The organism is Candidatus Methanomassiliicoccus intestinalis Issoire-Mx1, assembly GCF_000404225.1.
GTDB classification, from domain to species: domain Archaea; phylum Thermoplasmatota; class Thermoplasmata; order Methanomassiliicoccales; family Methanomassiliicoccaceae; genus Methanomassiliicoccus_A; species Methanomassiliicoccus_A intestinalis.
In genome coordinates this window covers 516,826-534,852 of record NC_021353.1, presented here as the reverse complement: position 1 = coordinate 534,852, position 18,027 = coordinate 516,826, and the positions used below count along the sequence as shown (strand labels likewise).

Here is an 18,027-nt window from a genome sequence, read left to right as displayed (position 1 = left end):
AAATGGATGTTTCAAATGAAATAGCTGCCAGAGCTAAGATTATCAATAAACATATAGAGTCATATCTGAGTGATGTAGACAATAAGAAGCTTGGAGAAGCCATGCGCCATTACCCATCTGCTGGGGGAAAACGTATGCGCCCGATTTTAGCCCAAGTTGTTGCTGAGGCCGTTGGAAAAGCCGGAGATAAAGCTATCCCATTCGGGTGCGGCATTGAATTGATTCACAATTTCACATTGGTGCACGACGACGTCATGGATAATGATATGGTCAGAAGAGGGATTCCTGCAGTACACGCACTATTTGATGTCCCAACAGCAATAATTGCAGGAGATGCGTTATTCGCACGTGCATTTGAAGTTATTGCAAACACAGATGTTGATCCTTCAAAATGCCCTACGCTTCTGAAACTGGCTGCGAGGTCAGTATATCTAGTAGCAGAGGGTCAGCAGGACGATATGGATTTTGAGAATATTCCTGCAGAAGAACTTAAAGAAGAAGATTACCTGAAAATGGTCTGGAAAAAGACTGCTGTCCTCTTTGAATGTGCTGCTGAAGGCGGCGCAATAATTGGACAAGGCAGTCAAGAACAAATAGAAAAAATGAGAGAATACGCTCACATGCTGGGTATTGGATTTCAAATCTGGGATGATGTTCTAGCGTTAACAGGAAATGAAAAGAGCCTCGGAAAACCTGTTGGAAATGATATTAGAAACGGAAAGAGAACGATTATCGCACTTCATGCTCTGCATACGCTAGATGCGGACGATCCCAGAAAGAAGACCCTCCTTGCAGCGCTTGGAAACGCAGATGCTACTGAAGAACAGATCAAAGCTGCAATAGATGCAATACAGGACAGCATCGAATATGCAAAAGATGCTTCTGCACAATGCGCTAAGAAAGCTAAAGAATCACTATCCTGCATCAATGATGGTCCTGAGAAAGAGTTCTTGATTGGATTGGTAGACTTCGCAGTAGGAAGAAGTGTCTAAGCGATTCCATCCGGAGTCAGACGAAACTGGGCTGTGATACCTTCTGGAATGCTTCTGTGTTTAATCAACACAGCACGGCGCATACCCAATCCAGCCCGGTCAAACCTAATTATGGACTTGGAATTATGCATTAAAGCATTGCCTCCAAGAGACTCAAACGTGCCAGTTTCCACATCAGTATACACCTGAGATGTGACTAAAACTGGAATCTTTTTTTCTCTGGCGATTGATGATAGTTTTTGAGACTGGCCAACTAATGATTTTCTTTCAGAACGTTCGTCCTCTTTACCAGTGGGACGATATAGAGAAGTTATGGAGTCGACAATTATCATTCCTACGCCAATGTCACTCTGAACCATTTTGACTGCTTTGTCAATAGAGCGTTCCTGACTGTCAAAGTTCACTACATCAAAAACCAAAAGGTTCTGCATCACAAGGTCGAAGTCTTCTCCGGCAATCTGCATAAGCCTATCTATTGAGATTCCCTCGCTGTCGATATAAACTACCTTTTTTCCTTGCTTGATAATTTCTTTGGCTAAAATCAAGCAGACTGTTGTTTTGCCGCTGCCTGCTTCCCCATAAAGCAATGTCATGCTGCTAGACTCAATCCCACCGTCCAGCATTTCGTCAATAGATGTACATCCCAGAGGCAGCCTATCCATAGTTATCAGAAATACCCTCCAATATGATAAATTTTCCATCAGTGAACAGCAGATTAATTATTAACATCGCGTTAACCTCTGCGTGGAAATAATAAGACGTGGCGCAGAAGCAGAGATCGAAAGAGGTCTTTGGATGGGGCGGGATGTGATCATAAAAAACAGAGTGCCCAAGGCATACAGACACCCTTCGCTCGATATATCTTTGAGGACCTCTCGCACACGAAATGAAGCCAGACTGATCAGAGATGCAAGAATACTAGGTGTTCCTACGCCAATAGTATATGAGATTGATGAAGTCGATGCTAAACTTGTAATGGAAGAAATTAAAGGAGAACGTGTAAAAGATGTTCTCGAAACTGCTGATGAGGGAAAATCAGAGAAGATTTGCCGGCAGATTGGTAGAATGATCGCTGCGCTTCATGCTGGAGGAATAGTGCATGGGGATCTCACTACGTCCAATATGATTGTCTGCGATGATGTCGTGTATCTTATCGATTTTTCACTTGGATCCAGAAATGCAAAATTGGAAGAAATGGGCGTGGATCTTCATCTGCTCAAGGAAGCTTTCCAGTCAGCTCATTCAGAAAAGTTGGATCTGTTTGATATTATTCTGAACGAATATTGCATTGGATTTAAAAACAGCAAAGACGTGATGAATAAAATGAAAGAAATAGAAGGCAGAGGCAGGTATACATGAAGCTTCAAGTAATAACTTCAAACTTAGGAAAGCTGAATGAATTTAGAACTGCTCTACCCAATATTGAGATTATACACAACGATGTAGACTGTTATGAGATACAGGCCGATACATTGGAAGAAGTTGTAAACTCGTGCATAGATCAGTTGAGATCAAAAAAGTTAAATGATTTTGTACTGGATGACTCTGGACTGTTCGTTGACGGGTTGGGTGGATTTCCAGGTGTGTATTCTTCATATGTTCTAAGAACCATTGGTAATGAAGGCCTTCTAAAACTCATGGAAAATACATCAGACAGAACTGCCAGATTTAAATCATGTGTTGGGGCATGCATTGGTTCGCATATTATAATAGCAAACGGTGAATGTCAGGGAAAAATAAATTTCTCACAAAAAGGAAATGGCGGTTTCGGTTTTGATCCGATTTTCATCCCGGATGGATATGATACGACGTTTGCAGAGATGACTTTGGAAGAAAAGAATAAAATCTCTCACCGCGGAAATTCCATAAGGTCTTTTGCAGAGCAATTTACAAACATTTTTGAAAGTGACTGACTGCATATTTTATCTATTGCTTGAACACACAATAGATCATTGTGAAACTCACAGGCAGGAGGATAGTGGTAACTGGGTGTTCAGGATTTATTGCTAGTCACCTAGTTGAAAAATTGATTGGAATGGGAAATGAAATCATAGGCATTGATAATCTTTCTGCCGGCAGAAAGGAATTTATGTCTGCCGTGGAAGGAAATGATAAATTTACGTTCATAGAAGGGGATCTGAGAACGCTAGATTTAGATCATGTATTCCAAGACGTAGATGTTGTGTGCCACATGGCTGCAAACCCTGATGTCAGAATCGGTGCTGAGAATACATCTGTGCATTTTGAACAAAATATCGTGGTAACATACAGAATTCTAGAATCCATGAAAAACTGTAGAACTGGCTGTATTTTATTTCCATCCACATCTGCAGTGTACGGAGAAACCACAATAGTCCCGACCAGGGAGGATTATGGGCCTCTTATCCCAATATCTTTGTATGGTGCATCTAAATTATCTTGTGAAGCGTTGATTGATTCGTACTGCAACACATTTGATATAAACGGCATTATCTGGAGATTTGCAAATGTAGTCGGCACGCATTCAACTCACAATGTTCTTCATGATTTTATACGAAAATTGAATGAAGATCCCAGTAAATTAGAGATTTTAGGAACTCCCCCGGGAACATGGAAATCATACATACATGTGAGCGATTGTGTAGATGCGATGATTGCTAGCGCTCAGAAAAATACCGAAGCCGTAGGAATATACAATATCGGATCCAAAGATTCGATTTCCGTGTTGGATATAGCAGATATTACAGTCAAAGAGATGGGGCTTTGCGATGTGAAGTATGTTTGGAGCGGAGGCATAAAGGGCGGCGGATGGAATGGAGACGTCAAAAGAATGCTCCTCTCGATAGACAAGATATCCGATTTAGGGTGGAAACCTAAGATGGGAAGTGCAGAAGCTGTGAGACGAGCCGTTGGAGAAATTATAGCAGAGTAAACGCAAAGTTTATTGATAAGTTCGTTATCTCAAGTCTCAACACAGGGTCTGTGGGGTAGCTTGGTCCATCCTTCGAGCTTTGGGAGTTCGAGACCCCGATTCGAATTCGGGCAGACCCACCATTTTCTAATTTTTAATGACTAGATTAGAGATGTTTCTCTGAAATTCATATGATGCCGAGATGCATTATAAATTCACCAGGTCGTTATTCAACTGAGCTTAAGGCGGTGATATTTCTGAGTTGCAGAATTACCAGCTGCTAAAGCGATAAGTTCTGAGATGTGAAGTACTGGAATACCATTTGGTGCAGTGTCATATTTAAATGTACAAAAAGGACATCCCACAATTACTGCATCTGCATCTTTTATTTCCGTCTGCCTCTCGATCATGAGCTGATTTGAAACTCCTTTTACAGACTTCCCGCAGCAACCAATTTTATTACCAATCGGCGTAGCTCCAGTTGCACGAACGATTTCCTCAAATTCTTTTGAAAAATATTCAAGAGCGCACCCTGGCTCTAAAGCTACTTTCAATGAAACTCCTGGCAGTTCAGAGATCTTGTTTTTATTTTCATACAGCAGTTTTGAAATGTGTCTTGCATTAACTCCAGAATTATTAAGTTCTTCAGCACACCCTGGACAGATTGTTATAATTTCCTTGTTTTTTGCCTGATGTCCCATTTTGAGCTTGTATTCATCCCTTTCAGAGTCTGACAGACTTCTAAACGGAATCGGAAATGTGCAGCATGTAGAGTTAGGAAGTTCCGAATGTTTAATCCCCATGGCATCTATTGCTACGGCAGTTGCATATTTCAAGAATGGAAGTTTGCATTCCACAGTACACCCTGACATTAAATATACATCATCACCCGTTGGAACATAGGGAGCCTCTGTACGAGAAGGGTGATTGCCCACCTGCATGACGTAGCCAGTTTCATAGAATGATTCAGGAATCTTTGCATTTGATGCTCTATTATTCATATACATCATGACTTTGAATGGATTGGTGCTTGAACATACACTAGAACACTTCCCGCACCCAATACAGAGAGTTACATTTCCATCTTCACCATTCATTACACTTTGAGGGCTACATCCACCATGATTGAATGAGGGACAGGCTTCATCACACAAGCCACACCCTACACACTCAGACATTAATGATTGTATAAAATCGGGTAAGTCGGACATATTATCTCGAATGTTAATTCAATATATCCATGTTAGCCAAACAGAATCGATTAAAAAAGACCTGTGTATAACTCTAGGTTACGTCTGGATGAATTATATTATTCTTCATTTAATCAACATGCAACATGATTAGATCTTCAAACAAAGAATTTTTATTTTACAGACTAAAGTGATGTCTAATGAAAATTCAAATGGTGCACTGCATTGTATCAACGGATGAAATTCAAAAGAGAAGGGTAGATGAGAAGAGTGTCCTCCTTTCGGAGGACGGAGAGAATCTAGATGAACTTTTTTTCTCACATTAGTTCTACAATATTATGGTTTTGCCTAATCAATTCATTAAGAATTTTATAAGCTGATGAAACATACAATCGATAATAAAGCAGATAGTGATGATATCATAAACTGCAATGGATAGGTGCATGCGAGAAGATCGCCCATTTTATAAGCTCAGTACGTTTGTTGAAGACCCTCGTGCAAAAATAATCACTGGGCCTAGAAGGCTTAGTAAAACAAAACTGCTAGATGAGATTGAACTTAAAATTAGAGAAATGTGCCCTTCATCCAATATAATAAGGATTAATAACCAAGAATGCACAGAATCCAATTTAAAAGATCAAGATGAAGCTTTAAGAATTATTTATAGCAGGCTTAAAAAAGAGCAGCGAAATTACATATTGATTGATGAAGCAAATACAACCTTCAATTGGGAAGCCATAGCAGAAAAAATAGTTGGTGAAGGAGTGTACGAAATTGAAGTGTATTGCGGGCAGGACCTCTGCCATCAAGTTCCAGCTTGTATTAAATGGATAAACAAAGAGGTTTGAGTAGATAATTAGCATACTTCATCAAATAGATCATTTAACTCCTGGTGATCAGCAGAACTGTCAGTTAACTCAGACAATAGGTTTTGCATGTAGTTGATGTAGCTGATCCATTGCTGATCTGAAATTGTGTTTACAAATTCAATATTAGACATGCAAGAGTTTTCATCATCGAGTCTGAGATTATCTAAGAACGAATCTTCATAAAATGCAACAACCTCAACAATTTTGTCAATTGTCTGATCATGTCTAATTTTTTCTATGGCCGCTTTAAGACTTTCATTTAATTCTCGATAGTCTTCTTGCCTCGTAGTTATCACCTGTTCATTCATACATATGACTTTAGAACCCATAGTAAGTAAAGGTGTGTTCACGAGAATGATGATATTATGATGTCCAAAGCTCACCCTTATAATATCAAGAAGAAGCAGATGATAGGGCATTACACAATTGAGCCATATGTATCCAAATAAACAGTTGTTAAAATTTACATTGACACAGAAGCTGAAAATATTCGATTAATTGACAGTATATCAACGAAGTTAAAGTGTAAAAGAAGAACTAAGTATCATCTGAGACATCTAGGTACGTGAATGACGGAAGGAGAGCACGCATAATTTCATTTGGATTGTCAATTATATTGCTGATTGTTTTTGTGTATTTTACTAAAGAAAATATTATTAAATTCGCGGATCTTGACTATTGGTTAATCTATTTCTCAATATTCCTCATTCTCTCAGTCATAATCTACTCAGTAATCCATGAATCTGGTCATGTCATTTTTGGATGGGCAACGGGATATAAATTAGACGCATTTGCATTGTTTGGATATGTGTTTATAAATTCAGATAACCGATATATTCTAAAAAGAGTGAAAATTCCAGGCACCGCAGGCGCAAATATGATGCATTACGCAAAGGACAAAACAAGTGCTAGTGCTCCATATATGTTATATGTGCTTGGAGGAGTTCTAACAACTGGCGTTGCTACAATCATCTCTGCCATATCTATGAAATTCATCAATAATGTATATGTCGAAATATTTCTGTATACCATGGTTTTCGTAGGGTTGGTTTTTACAGTATACAATGCCATACCAACGAAAGTTAAGGGAATATATAATGATGGCATGATAGTAAAATTGTTCAAAAAGGATGATCGTTCACAAGAAATTTTTAACAAAGCGCAAGATATCAGCTTAATATCATTAAGAGAGTTTTCAATCAAAGATGCACCGGAAGAGCTGTTTGAAATTTCAGAATCATATAAATCTGCACCGTTCGCAAATGAATTGAGAGTCAATAGATCAGAGTATCTTATGTATAATGAAAGGTATCGTGAAGCAGAATTAGAGCTTGAAGATGTCATCCAGAATCTTGACGAATCAGATAAAAATCTGAAAGACATTGCAACATGTTTTCTGCTTCTTGAGTACCTGATCAACAACGCGGATAAGGAAAAAATCGAAAGGGTGTATCAAGACAATAAGAAAGATATAGAGAGTTTAGCAAGATACAACCTCACTGCTAAATATATATCGATAGCATATAAATTAAAGATAGAAGAAGACTGGAATATTGATAAGGAAGTATTGGAATTTTACAAACTCTCTAAAAGACAAGATCTAGGATCCGACTTTGAGCTGGATCTAATGAAAAAACTGCTGAATGAGAATTCAATGTCTTACCTAATTCAAGCAGATTAAGACAATAAGAATTAGAAAGAGTGCAAGCGCCGGGATTCGAACCCGGGCAGTTAGCTTGGAAGGCTAAAATCCTAACCAACTAGATCACGCTTGCGTACTTTCCCCTTATTCTCAGTTCCTTTATAAGACTTTTGTTGCTTAATCGATGAAATCGAAAGATAAAGGCGTCTGAATCAATAAGAATTCTAAAAATATAAAAAATAAGTCTCAAAAAGAGCTTTTGTAAATTAGATCAATGATAGAGAAGGCATTCTGCATTTAATATGATCTCAAATTGGAGATGCGCGAGCATTTTAGGAAGATTCTTTAAGTGTGCACAGCAAATTACACATTTAGTATAACAACGCAATGAAATTGCTGCAAATGTGGCCATTGTGAGTTTTAAAATAGCTTTCTGCGGCACCATATTATTGAAAGTTAGATGGTCTGGACAGGAAACTATTTTGTTTGAAACTAGAGCACTTTAAATAATAAATAAACACGCTAGTTGAAAAATTAAACATGTTTTGGGGGACCCCATCCAGTCCCCCCATGTGCATTACAAGCATCTTTTAAACTTCTTTCCCATCTAAGAAGAATAATCGTATGCGCTGTTTTATTTGCATCCCATCATGCATGTCAGACAAAAGTCAGACAATTTTCCATATTAAATGATCTAGTATTTAAAACATTCCTTGATATTGATCCGTTAAGATAGGAAATATTTGCTGCCCAATAACTCTGCATAGCAAGTGTCAGACCAATTGCAGACATATCGTTTAGTTTGCAAAGCTTTTTGATCTTCCTATATGATACCTTGGCATTCGGTGATTGGATGGGATTCATAGAATCATTAAGAGACAAGGACGCAAAAAATCTCCAAAAAGCTAACAAAGCAATAGAAAGTGCACAGGATGCTTTCAATTCAGGAGATATGAAATGCGTCTCTGAGCAGATTGATATTGCCAAGGAAATATTGCTCAGCAAAGAAGATAATGAATTTGAGAATTACCCAACATTTCCCGAGTACTTACTAAAACTTTCATCGACATTATTGCAGTTAGAACGATATGATGATGTCATTGCAGTATCAGATAGAGCAATAAACGTAAACAGAGAGCTTCTAAAAGCATGGCATAACAAATTTCAGGCACTCTTGCATAAAGAATTATATGAAGAGGCGTTGGAGTCAATAGATCAAGCGATTGAGCTGGATGTATACAATAAGCAGTTAAGATTAGACCATGCGATTGTTCTATCCAAGATGGGAAATAAAGATGAAGCTGTACTTGAAGCAAAACAGCTTATCGAAAGAAACCCAGATTATCTTCCAATATATGATCTCCTCATTGAATTTGATGATCCGACATTGTGGGGTACAAAAAAAGCAGAGATCCTTATGAAGTCCGGACAGAGTGTTGAATCAATTCAGACTCTGGATCAGGTACTGGATCACTCTCCTGGCGACATTCAGGCAATGCTGTTGACAGCCGATGTGATGAGAAAAGAAAGTCAATATGTAGAGGCTTCAAAAGTATATGATGAAGTATTGAACATCAGCCCTGAGTCTGTAGAAGGCAATTTGGGGAAGGCGAGAACTCTCAGAGCTTTTGAATCCATTGAAGATTCTATAGACTACTATCTGCGTGCACTCAGAAATGATCCTGAGAATTTAGAAATTAAACTTGAATTGGCATCTGCTTATGAATTGATTGGAACTGTTGAAAAAGCAGAAGCTCTCAATAGAGAAGTTCTGAAAAAAGATGAAAAATGCATTGAAGCAATGGAAGGAATATATCGCACCACCCTCACTCAAAACAAATGGGAGGATGTAATCGATATTTCATACATGCTGATGCAGTATGACCCCGCTGTAAAATACTGTTATTCAATGATTGATTCATTAGTAAAACTCCAAAGGATGGATGAGGCCCTTGAAAAATCAGAATCTGCTCTGCTTTCATTCCCGGATGATTTTGGATTATTGATAAAACGTAAGAATATTGCTATATCAATTGGAATTAATGAAGAGACAATAAGATACATCGAAGCTGTACTTGAAAAGATGCCAGATGATCTAGAAGCAATGTATGAAACCGGAATGGCATACAACACCATACAGCATTACAGCGATGCGATTAAGATATTGGAAAAAGCTTCAAAGAATTTTCCAGAAGAGCAGAAAGTGCTAGAAGCCTTGAAAGATGCATATAAAGGAGATGGAAGAGATAAGGAAGTTTTAGACATCTCATTAGAAATTCTGAAGATGAATCCAGAAAATATCGGCAGCCTTTTAGATTGTGCTATTGCATATGACAGACTGGGAAAATCTGCAGAATCGATAGAATATTACGAAGACGTATTGAGGAGAGATCCTAAAAATACAATTGCATTTCATAACCTGTGTATCGAGCTATTCTCGGAGAAACTGTTTGCCCGCAGCCTTGAACTTGCATCAGAAGGTACAGAAGTATTTCCAGAAGATGCATCATTCTGGAGAATAAAGGGCGATTCATTGTATGGGCTTTTTAGATTTTCAGAAGCTACAGAAGCCCTTGAAAAAGCCATTGAATTAGATCCAACAAACAAAGATGTATGGTGTGCTCATGCATTATCTTTAGCTTCAGATAATAAGTTTGAAGAAGCATTGGATTCATACGATAAGGCACTTGAGATTTGTCCAAATGACATTTTTATACTATATAACAAAGGAATTGCATATGCCTCAATAGATCAGCATGAAAAAGCCATAGAATGTTTTGACAGATATATCGAAATTGATGACAGCAATCTTCAGGTCTATGCGACAGAAGGCAAGTCATTTGCAAAACTAGGCATGCATGTTGAAGCAGTAAATAGTTTTGACAAAGCCCTCTCTGCAGGATATAGAGATGTGGGAATTATAATTGATAAAAAAGAGTCATTAAAAGAGCTGGACAGACCTGCAGACCTTCTTGCTGCATGCAATCAGATTCTGAAGTTTGATCCTGAGAATAAAACTACACTAATTGACAAGGGAAATGTTCTTTACAAAATGGAAAGGCTGAATGACGCTTTAAAGGTGTACAATAAAGTTCTTGAAATTGATCCTTTTGAAGAAGATACGCTTGAATCCAAAAGAAAGATTTTGGAATCTAAAGAGGATTATTTAGGCATAATTGATGTATGTAGTACATTAATCCAAGTCAACTCAAGCAACATTAATGCATATTTTAATCGTGCTGAAGCACTGCATACATTACACCGCAGAGATGATGCACTGGAAGATTACAACTACATACTAATGATTGAACCAGATAATGCACTAGCTGCAGAGAAAAAGGCGGATATGCACATGGAACTGCAGGACTACCTCTCTGCTGCAAATGCATATGATTACGTATGGAAATTAAAACCAGAAGATCCCACACTAGCTGATAAAAAAGGAAAGGCTCTGCTCCTAAACGGCAATGTGGATGAAGCTCTAAAGGCATTCAATGATGCGATTAAGATAGACTCGAATAATGATGAGTTCTATGTCGACCGTGGACGCACATATGCATATATGGGTGATGTCGACAGAGCTCTGAATGAACTGGATAAAGCTCACAATCTGAACGCCAGTAATGCAGATGCCTGGCGCGTTAAAGGTAATATATATTTCAAACTCAATGATAAAGAGACTTCTGTAAACTGCTATAGGCGCGCAGTTGAATTTGGAAGTACAAGCTCTGAAACATATCAGGCACTAGCGAAGGCAGAGGAATCATTGAATCACCTCGATGAAGCATTAGATGCATATATGATGGCCACTAGAACCGACAAAGAAAATTCTACATTATGGGCACATATAGGTACTGTACAAGCAAAACTGGGAAAACTATCTGAAGCAATATTCAGTTTTGATAAATCACTTTCTATTGATCAACATAACACAACCGCATGGCTGAATAAAGCTGCTGCACTGGGAAAAATGGAAGAGAGCGCAGATGCTCTGCAATGTTATCAGAATATTTTAGATTACGAACCTGAAAATAAATACGCATGGCTTGGACAAGGCCGTATATACCTCCGCAATAATGAATTAGATAAATCAAAGTATGCTTTTGAAAGATCGCTTCGTGTAGATCCAGACTTCAAATTAGCACTAGATGGAAATGCAGAGCTAAATGGACGGATCAAAGAAGAAGAAACCGAAGCGTATGCATCCAAGTTGCTGAGATTCGAGCATAAACGTGCACGGAATATCAGCAGAGATGAAGCGGCTAGAGACGTCGGAATTCCAGAGAGTTTTCTAGATCTTGTCAATGAACGCTTGAAATCCAGAGAAGAAGTAGATATTGCATCGATGTCAAGTGAAGAGTTTGATGCGTATGAGCAGGTGTCTAAAACAATTCTTTTCAGGACTCTCGGCAATCCAGAATATGGTAGAAAAGGACTCTACTTGTCAGAAGTATATACTGCAATGGATGAACCAGATATCACAAAAGCAAAGAGAATTTTATCATACATAAGTCAGGTAAACACAATGAAGTTTCCGACACAAGCTCCAGATAAGGAAACAGAAAGGCTACTCCGTATAGTGTTTACAATGCCTTCTGAATACTACACAACGCTGAAGCTCATGGAAAATTTAGACATTGGAATATACACAGCTAGACAGCTTATGACTATAATTAACTCATCAGATGCTGCATCATACAAAGACAATCAAGAGTATTCAGAAGAGATAGCTGGAACTCATCAACCTAAGAGAGATGTGTCCCTGTTTAAAAAGAAGCAGCCTGAAGAAAGTAAAGCACAAAAGCCTGTGGACAGATCTAAAGCTGTTGATGTATACTACAATACAAAATCTGCTCAGTATCGCGGCAGAAACTGCATATTCCACGATGAACAAGTGGTGGCTGCATGTCCAAAGTGTGGCACCCTGATGTGCATGCAGTGCGCGTCCAATTTTGAATCTTGTCCCCGCTGTCACATACCACTCAATTTCAAAAGCGGTGAAGAAGAGGATCAAGAAGGGTCAGATGTAGTCTTGACTGAAAAACAGATCAAAGCAATGCATCAAAAATGGGCAATGAAGAGAATAGCTGATGCCGAACGCACTCAACTTAAGAAAGATAGCTATCATCAATACCCCAAGACAGACAAAGAAGAGATGTCCACCAGGTTAATGCGCAATGCAGGCATACTTCCAGATGAACAACCAAAAAAGAAGAAAGATTCATCTCAGGAAAATGAAGATGAACAATCTGATGAAAGTTACACAGGAAGAGGGGATTACTACAGGCTGTGAAAATCAGCTATAATCCATTAAAGTTCCATTCTTCATGAACTCTCTCAACACTACTGTAGCATAGCATCCTTTGTTCAATGAGAATGAAAAAAGTGTGCAGTCATCAAGCACACGACTCTCCATATCCGAGATTGTTCCTAAAATTTCTCTTCTGCTTCCCTTAGAGCTGCATTGATGGATAAGCGGGATCATAAAATCAGAAGAAGACAGCTTCTCTTCTTCAATTATCTTTCTTTCGATCTCTCCAGGAGTTCCTTCAGAAAATGTTGAATCAGTACCAAACAATACAGAACTTATGAACGCTTTTCCTTTTTTAACCTGCCTTTCAACAAGATCAATGTTATTCTCAGTAGTCGGTACACCATGATCATGATCGGGCAGACCGCTTCTGTCTACTGGTAGCACAACATCACCAATTACTGGCTTGTTCAAAGGAAGATCCAATCTGATACGCTCGCTTAACATCTTGTTAAAAAGATATGATTGGTATGCATGGATAAACATCATCTGAAGATTGGGTGGAAGGATTTCTATCGAACCTGCATAGTCTCCAGGATTTCTCACAAGGTAGCCGATCATCATACGTTCAAACGTAAGTGTTTTTGGATAGTATTCCAGAGCCCTTTCAAAATCCCCATCCAACTCTAGCTGCGCTCTGGCTTCCCGTGTATCGCCTCCTTCCGAAGGCATAGGATTTGCAACATATGTCATAACAGCCTTTTCCAGATCACCCTTAGCTATCCATTTTCCTACCAGGTGTGTTACTGGCCTGACTGCCCCAAATCTCTGCACACCAAAAAAATTAGGAAATCCTCCCAGTTCTGAAAGCTGAGATTCTGTCTGGGAAATAGAAGCTTGAATTTCATCTTTGCTGAGTGCAGAATTACGGCATTTTATAATGAATTTGTTTCCAATCAAGTCACCGATTGTCAGAGGTTTTTTTGATCTGTATACGTCTGAAATAGATATCTGATGGAGGTTTAAGTTCCTGACATCATCCACAGAAGCTTGAAAAGACATTAATTGAGATGTTATTCCTCTCTTATCTTTAGTACCAGCAAAGCCAATTCTATCTCTGCTGATTCTTAGTGTTTTAGAAAGTTCTCTTACCAAGCGGTTGGTCTCCCAATTTTGAGAAGTTACTTTAGCTATGGAATATGAGCCGCTGTCATCTTCAGCGGGAGGCAGCGATATTTCATCAACTATAAAATCCTCAGGGGTTTGTTTGAGCCTACCTCCGATCCCTGGAGAGTCTGTAAAAAATACTTCGAGGCCTATTTCAGCCTCTGCACCTCTGCATTCTTGCATTTACTTTAGATTCTCCAGCGCTTCTTTATACTCATTTGATAAAGTTTTTGCTGCTCTTTTGAGCGCTGTTTGAGGCTTTCCATTATTGACTTTTATAGACAATACAGGCAGATCCAATTCTGGATGACCTGTGATATGCCTCACTTCATCTACTCCCTCATCTTTGATGAGTTCATTAATTATTGGCTGAACCAATGTCATATCGGCATCTAGGAGTTGGATTCTTATGGAGTCCTTGTCCTTATCGAGGAGCTGAAGTTCCATAAGGTGCTCCATACTTCGCCACTTATATAATCTTTCCTCGTGACATCAGAGAATGACAGATAGATTAATTCGATTGTTTCAGCTGCTTACGGTACATATCTGTTATTTCAGCACTTGTTGTAGCATCTCTTGCTTTCTTATCAATTCTGGTTGTTCCAGTATATCTCGGAAATCTTATTGCAAACCCTGCATCATCTCGAATAGCTCCGCGCTCACAGGTATGGATTGGAGATAGTGTTATTTCCGCACCTCTTACTTCGAGAACAAGATATGGTTCAAACCAGACGTCTGCTTCAAGCTTAGAATTTACTCTTGTAAACTTGGAATCCAGCTTGGTTTTATTGAGCTTTTCTGGAATTGTTGCTAAATCTACATCGCTGAATCCGCTTCCCAGTTTACATACTGTTTCAAAGCTATCACTGTCTGGATTGTATGTTGCCATGAGAAGTGCCCCGTATGTGCCTCCGCGTTTCCCTCTACCATAAAATGCCCCTACTGCCACCAGATCGACAGTATCGTTCATTTCTGATCTGTATTCTTTCTTATATTTTATCCAGAGATAGCCTCTAGCACCTGCTCGATATATCGAATCATTCGCAATTGATTTAGCCATGAGACCCTCGCAGCCATCAGCAAGAGCCTGCATGAAAAATGTCTGTACTTTTTCAGGATCGTCTAGAACTTTAGCTTCTGAAAGTTTTACAGACGGTGTAATTTTTACGCATTTTGATAAAGTTTCTCTGCGTTGGGGAAGCGGTTTCAGAGTAAGATCCTCTCCATCAAAGTACAAGCAATCAAAAAGATGAAACCTTACTGGATAATCCTCAATTGCTTCACTTAGATCATGTTTTCTTCCACGCCTGTGGGATACTTCCTGAAATGGAAGAAATTCTCCAGTGTTTATATCGATTGGAACACATTCTCCTTCCACTATGGCATCAACACCAGTAAAGGCTTCCCTGAGTGCTTTCGCTACATCCGGGAATTGCTCAGTCATATCTTCAAGACGCCGTGAGTAAAGCTTAATCCCGCTGTCTGAAATGTGCGCTTGAATCCTGAGACCATCATATTTGTATTCAAACATAGCTTTGCCATCTAGACGTTCCAAGAGCTCCTCTGGAGAAGATAATCTTTCAGCAAGCATAGCGCGGATAGGGTTGCCCACATGTACTTTCATACCTCTGACGCCATCTATTCCGTTTTGGCATAAAGTTTCACCAACCAGACCTAAATCAGAAGTAATGTTGAAAGCCCTCTCGATATCTGGTTTATCAGCTTTAGTAGCAAATGCAATCGCCAGAGCATCAATCACAGTCTGTGCTGCAATTCCAATTCTCATCCTGCCAGTGGCAAGTCTTGCAATATACTTCGCTTCATTGGGTTTGGCATCATGCAGTATATCTGCCAGTAGCTTCATTTTGAGATCCTGAGATCCATCTCCGTCAGCTCTACAGATTTTCAGAAGAGCCGTATGAACTCTTTCCAATGTCAAATCCTGAGAAAAAAGTGTGGTCTGACTTTTATTAGCAAAAACTAATTCTGTAACTTTTCCAGTGTCGCCTTCTTTATCCCACAGCTCTTTTATCCTAGATCCTTTCTGCCCTGTGGCCATGGATAAAGCTCTTAAATATAATTTATCAGCCATGCCAAGTTTTTCAGGATAGAAGTCGGGAACTATATTGCCCTGAGTCATGTAGACAATGGTACGAATATTCTTACAATCTGAGGATCTGAATAGATTGGCAAGGATGTCTGCCATTTCTAAGCGGGATGCCGTAGATTCTATCGCTTCATAGACCTTTACGAGGTCCCCATACTGCATAAACCCTCCAATGTTGCATATATTAAGAACATAGCGCTGCCTTAATCATAATTGGGATGAGTTTACTATATAGTAGTATCACAAACGGCAGTGATTGTAATAGTTTGTATATCAATTATCATTTTCCAGAATGCGTCCGGTTGTGAGTGTACCAAGTTAATTAATTTCAAATCTCATCTGAATTCCTGTATTTTGTGAGTCCCACTCTTTCTTAAGAGCGTAAAGCCTCTTTTTCATCTCCTGTTCTTTTCTATCACTGGACTTCTGAGAAACTTCATCTTTTGTTCCTGCCGTCATCATTACAATAACTCTGCCATCCCGATTACGTCCAGTTCTTCCGCGTCGCTGTATGCTCCGGATCTCAGAAGGAACTGGCTCATAAAATACAACGAGATCTGTATTGGCCACATCTAAGCCTTCTTCTCCTACAGAAGTAGCAACGAGGACATTTATTTCATCATCTCTAAATCTCTGTAGAACACCCAATTGCTCTTTCTGTTTCAGTCCCTTTTCAGTCCCGCGTCCAGACTGTCCTATAAGTTTAGAGACTCTTACACCATCGATCTTTGAAAGATACTCCATCACCATATCACAGGTGTCTCTATATTGAGTGAAAACAAGAACTTTTGATTCAGGTCTAGAATTGAGCTGTTGGCTTACAACACCCATTATTCGTGAAATTTTAGGGTGCTCCATCTTGGTGTTGGAAACCATGTCCATGACAATACTGAATTCCTCTGAAGATGCTATTGCTTTAGATGCCTTAGAACCTTTGGCATCTTCAGAATCTTCTTTAATCTTTTTGAGATATAAACTCAGAGGCGTTACTCCCTGCGTTTCAATTAATTCAACCGCATGATTGACCTTTACTGCCCTTGCTTGTATTGATAATGCATTGTAAAGCTTCCTGTTCTTTTCACCACGATTCAGTCTGGACTGGACTTCTTTTTGGACGTCCAAAAGATGAGACATTGTGGCGGGTCTTCCGGGAGTCATCAATCCAGTAGTCTTCAATTCTGCAACGTATTTATCATAAAGACTCCTGAGCACATTAGAGATTTCCAAGATTGCATTTGGAAGCTCTACAATTATCCAGTCTACATAATTTTCATGAACGAACTCGGAAACATCCTTATCCAGTTCAGTCTTGATTTCGATTCTTTCAACATGAAGATTTGTACAAACTTCCATGATCTTTTGAGTGTTGGAACCTGGTGAAGCTGTCATCCCCAGAGACAATCCGGTTTTGACTTTAGAGTATTCATCGGCGATGTATACATATGAATAATTTCCTACAGCCCTATGAGCTTCATCGAAAATGATTAAACTAACATTATCCAGCTTGATCCGCTCATGTTTCAGATCGTTGGAAATTACTTGTGGCGTAGAAACAATTACATCTGTTCGATTCCAAAGAAGTTCCCTTTCTTCAGGGGTCGTTTCTCCAGTCAATGTGCAGATAGATCTGCAAAGAATACTTCTTTCCATAAAGTCTGAGTGCTGTTCGACTAATGGTTTTGTAGGAGCTAAGAATAAAACCTTTCCACCTTTTCTTTCTAAAACTTCTGCAGCCACCATTAATGCTACGACAGTCTTACCCATACCAGTAGGAAGAACTACTAAAGTAGAAGCACTTAGACAGGAATCAGCTAAGTAACGCTGATATTCTCTAAATTGAATGGTATCTTCTTTTATCAGAGGATGGTTAACATACACTGGATCTTCTATCAAGTGAGATCTGGAATGAAATTTTGTTA

Annotated in this window: 14 protein-coding genes and 2 tRNA genes; 8 read left to right on the top strand and 8 right to left on the bottom strand. The window is 39.1% G+C overall.

Translation table 11 applies throughout. From position 1 onward, the window contains the following. Positions 1–2: 2 nt before the first annotated feature. Complete coding sequence (locus H729_RS02600) at positions 3–992, top strand: polyprenyl synthetase family protein (RefSeq protein ID WP_048134271.1); 990 nt, start codon at positions 3–5, stop codon at positions 990–992. On the opposite strand, the gene radB is transcribed toward H729_RS02600, so the two are convergent. Next, the gene (gene radB, locus H729_RS02595; RefSeq protein WP_020448445.1) at positions 989–1,654 is read right to left on the bottom strand and encodes a DNA repair and recombination protein RadB; all 666 of its coding nucleotides are present in this window, start codon (positions 1,652–1,654) and stop codon (positions 989–991) included. The two genes, H729_RS02600 and radB, sit on opposite strands and share 4 nt — an antisense overlap. Before the next feature lie 82 nt (positions 1,655–1,736). Here radB and H729_RS02590 point away from each other — a divergent pair, with 82 nt between their 5' ends. From H729_RS02590 to H729_RS02575, 4 genes are all read left to right on the top strand, one after another. Beyond that, complete coding sequence (locus H729_RS02590; RefSeq protein ID WP_048133844.1) at positions 1,737–2,351, top strand: KEOPS complex kinase/ATPase Bud32; 615 nt, start codon at positions 1,737–1,739, stop codon at positions 2,349–2,351. After that, the gene (gene rdgB, locus H729_RS02585) at positions 2,348–2,905 is read left to right on the top strand and encodes an RdgB/HAM1 family non-canonical purine NTP pyrophosphatase (protein ID WP_020448443.1); all 558 of its coding nucleotides are present in this window, start codon (positions 2,348–2,350) and stop codon (positions 2,903–2,905) included. Before H729_RS02590 ends, rdgB begins: the two co-directional genes overlap by 4 nt. 41 nt (positions 2,906–2,946) lie before the next feature. Beyond that, positions 2,947–3,903 carry an NAD-dependent epimerase/dehydratase family protein gene (locus H729_RS02580; protein WP_048133842.1) on the top strand — a complete coding sequence of 319 codons (957 nt, stop codon included), beginning with the start codon at positions 2,947–2,949 and terminating at the stop codon, positions 3,901–3,903. Positions 3,904–3,947: 44 nt separating this feature from the next. Further along, positions 3,948–4,025: transfer RNA gene (locus tag H729_RS02575), tRNA-Pro, on the top strand. An 87-nt stretch (positions 4,026–4,112) separates the two neighbouring features. On the opposite strand, the gene H729_RS02570 is transcribed toward H729_RS02575, so the two are convergent. Beyond that, on the bottom strand, positions 4,113–5,093 hold the full coding sequence (locus H729_RS02570; protein WP_048133840.1) for a heterodisulfide reductase-related iron-sulfur binding cluster: 981 nt from the start codon (positions 5,091–5,093) through the stop codon (positions 4,113–4,115). Positions 5,094–5,515: 422 nt separating this feature from the next. On the opposite strand from H729_RS02570, the gene H729_RS02565 reads away from it, so the two are divergent. Beyond that, positions 5,516–5,920: an AAA family ATPase gene (locus H729_RS02565; protein WP_020448440.1), complete on the top strand. Its 405-nt coding sequence runs from the start codon at positions 5,516–5,518 to the stop codon at positions 5,918–5,920. 8 nt (positions 5,921–5,928) lie between these two features. Here H729_RS02565 and H729_RS02560 read toward each other — a convergent pair whose 3' ends face one another. Then, positions 5,929–6,249, bottom strand: a complete 321-nt coding sequence (locus H729_RS02560) for a hypothetical protein (protein WP_147554369.1) — start codon at positions 6,247–6,249, stop codon at positions 5,929–5,931. Between the two features lie 257 nt (positions 6,250–6,506). On the opposite strand from H729_RS02560, the gene H729_RS02555 reads away from it, so the two are divergent. Beyond that, entirely contained in the window at positions 6,507–7,622 is a 1,116-nt protein-coding gene (locus H729_RS02555; RefSeq protein ID WP_020448438.1) for a DNA topoisomerase VI subunit B family protein, read from the top strand. A 21-nt stretch (positions 7,623–7,643) separates the two neighbouring features. Here H729_RS02555 and H729_RS02550 read toward each other — a convergent pair. Beyond that, positions 7,644–7,716 (bottom strand) — tRNA-Gly (locus H729_RS02550). Positions 7,717–8,436: 720 nt separating this feature from the next. Here H729_RS02550 and H729_RS02540 point away from each other — a divergent pair. After that, entirely contained in the window at positions 8,437–12,876 is a 4,440-nt protein-coding gene (locus H729_RS02540) for a tetratricopeptide repeat protein (protein ID WP_020448437.1), read from the top strand. A gap of 3 nt (positions 12,877–12,879) precedes the next feature. Here the strand turns inward: H729_RS02540 and truD are convergent, their stop codons facing one another. From truD to H729_RS02520, 4 genes are all read right to left on the bottom strand, one after another. Continuing rightward, positions 12,880–14,184, bottom strand: coding sequence for a tRNA pseudouridine(13) synthase TruD (truD, locus tag H729_RS02535; RefSeq protein WP_020448436.1), 1,305 nt, complete (start codon positions 14,182–14,184; stop codon positions 12,880–12,882). Further along, the gene (locus H729_RS02530) at positions 14,185–14,448 is read right to left on the bottom strand and encodes an RpoL/Rpb11 RNA polymerase subunit family protein (protein ID WP_020448435.1); all 264 of its coding nucleotides are present in this window, start codon (positions 14,446–14,448) and stop codon (positions 14,185–14,187) included. It lies immediately after the preceding gene. 64 nt (positions 14,449–14,512) lie between these two features. Then, positions 14,513–16,270, bottom strand: a complete 1,758-nt coding sequence (locus H729_RS02525) for an ATP-dependent DNA ligase (protein ID WP_020448434.1) — start codon at positions 16,268–16,270, stop codon at positions 14,513–14,515. A 156-nt stretch (positions 16,271–16,426) separates the two neighbouring features. Beyond that, positions 16,427–18,001 carry a helicase-related protein gene (locus H729_RS02520; protein ID WP_020448433.1) on the bottom strand — a complete coding sequence of 525 codons (1,575 nt, stop codon included), beginning with the start codon at positions 17,999–18,001 and terminating at the stop codon, positions 16,427–16,429. Positions 18,002–18,027 lie beyond the last annotated feature (26 nt).

Coding starts and splice junctions, on each gene's coding strand:
- H729_RS02600 (WP_048134271.1), top strand. CDS start 3: ATGGATGTTTCAAATGAAATAGCTGCCAGAGCTAAGATTATCAATAAA.
- radB (WP_020448445.1), bottom strand. CDS start 1,654: ATGGATAGGCTGCCTCTGGGATGTACATCTATTGACGAAATGCTGGAC.
- rdgB (WP_020448443.1), top strand. CDS start 2,348: ATGAAGCTTCAAGTAATAACTTCAAACTTAGGAAAGCTGAATGAATTT.
- H729_RS02570 (WP_048133840.1), bottom strand. CDS start 5,093: ATGTCCGACTTACCCGATTTTATACAATCATTAATGTCTGAGTGTGTA.
- H729_RS02565 (WP_020448440.1), top strand. CDS start 5,516: ATGCGAGAAGATCGCCCATTTTATAAGCTCAGTACGTTTGTTGAAGAC.
- H729_RS02560 (WP_147554369.1), bottom strand. CDS start 6,249: ATGAATGAACAGGTGATAACTACGAGGCAAGAAGACTATCGAGAATTA.
- H729_RS02540 (WP_020448437.1), top strand. CDS start 8,437: ATGGGATTCATAGAATCATTAAGAGACAAGGACGCAAAAAATCTCCAA.
- truD (WP_020448436.1), bottom strand. CDS start 14,184: ATGCAAGAATGCAGAGGTGCAGAGGCTGAAATAGGCCTCGAAGTATTT.
- H729_RS02530 (WP_020448435.1), bottom strand. CDS start 14,448: ATGGAACTTCAGCTCCTCGATAAGGACAAGGACTCCATAAGAATCCAA.
- H729_RS02525 (WP_020448434.1), bottom strand. CDS start 16,270: ATGCAGTATGGGGACCTCGTAAAGGTCTATGAAGCGATAGAATCTACG.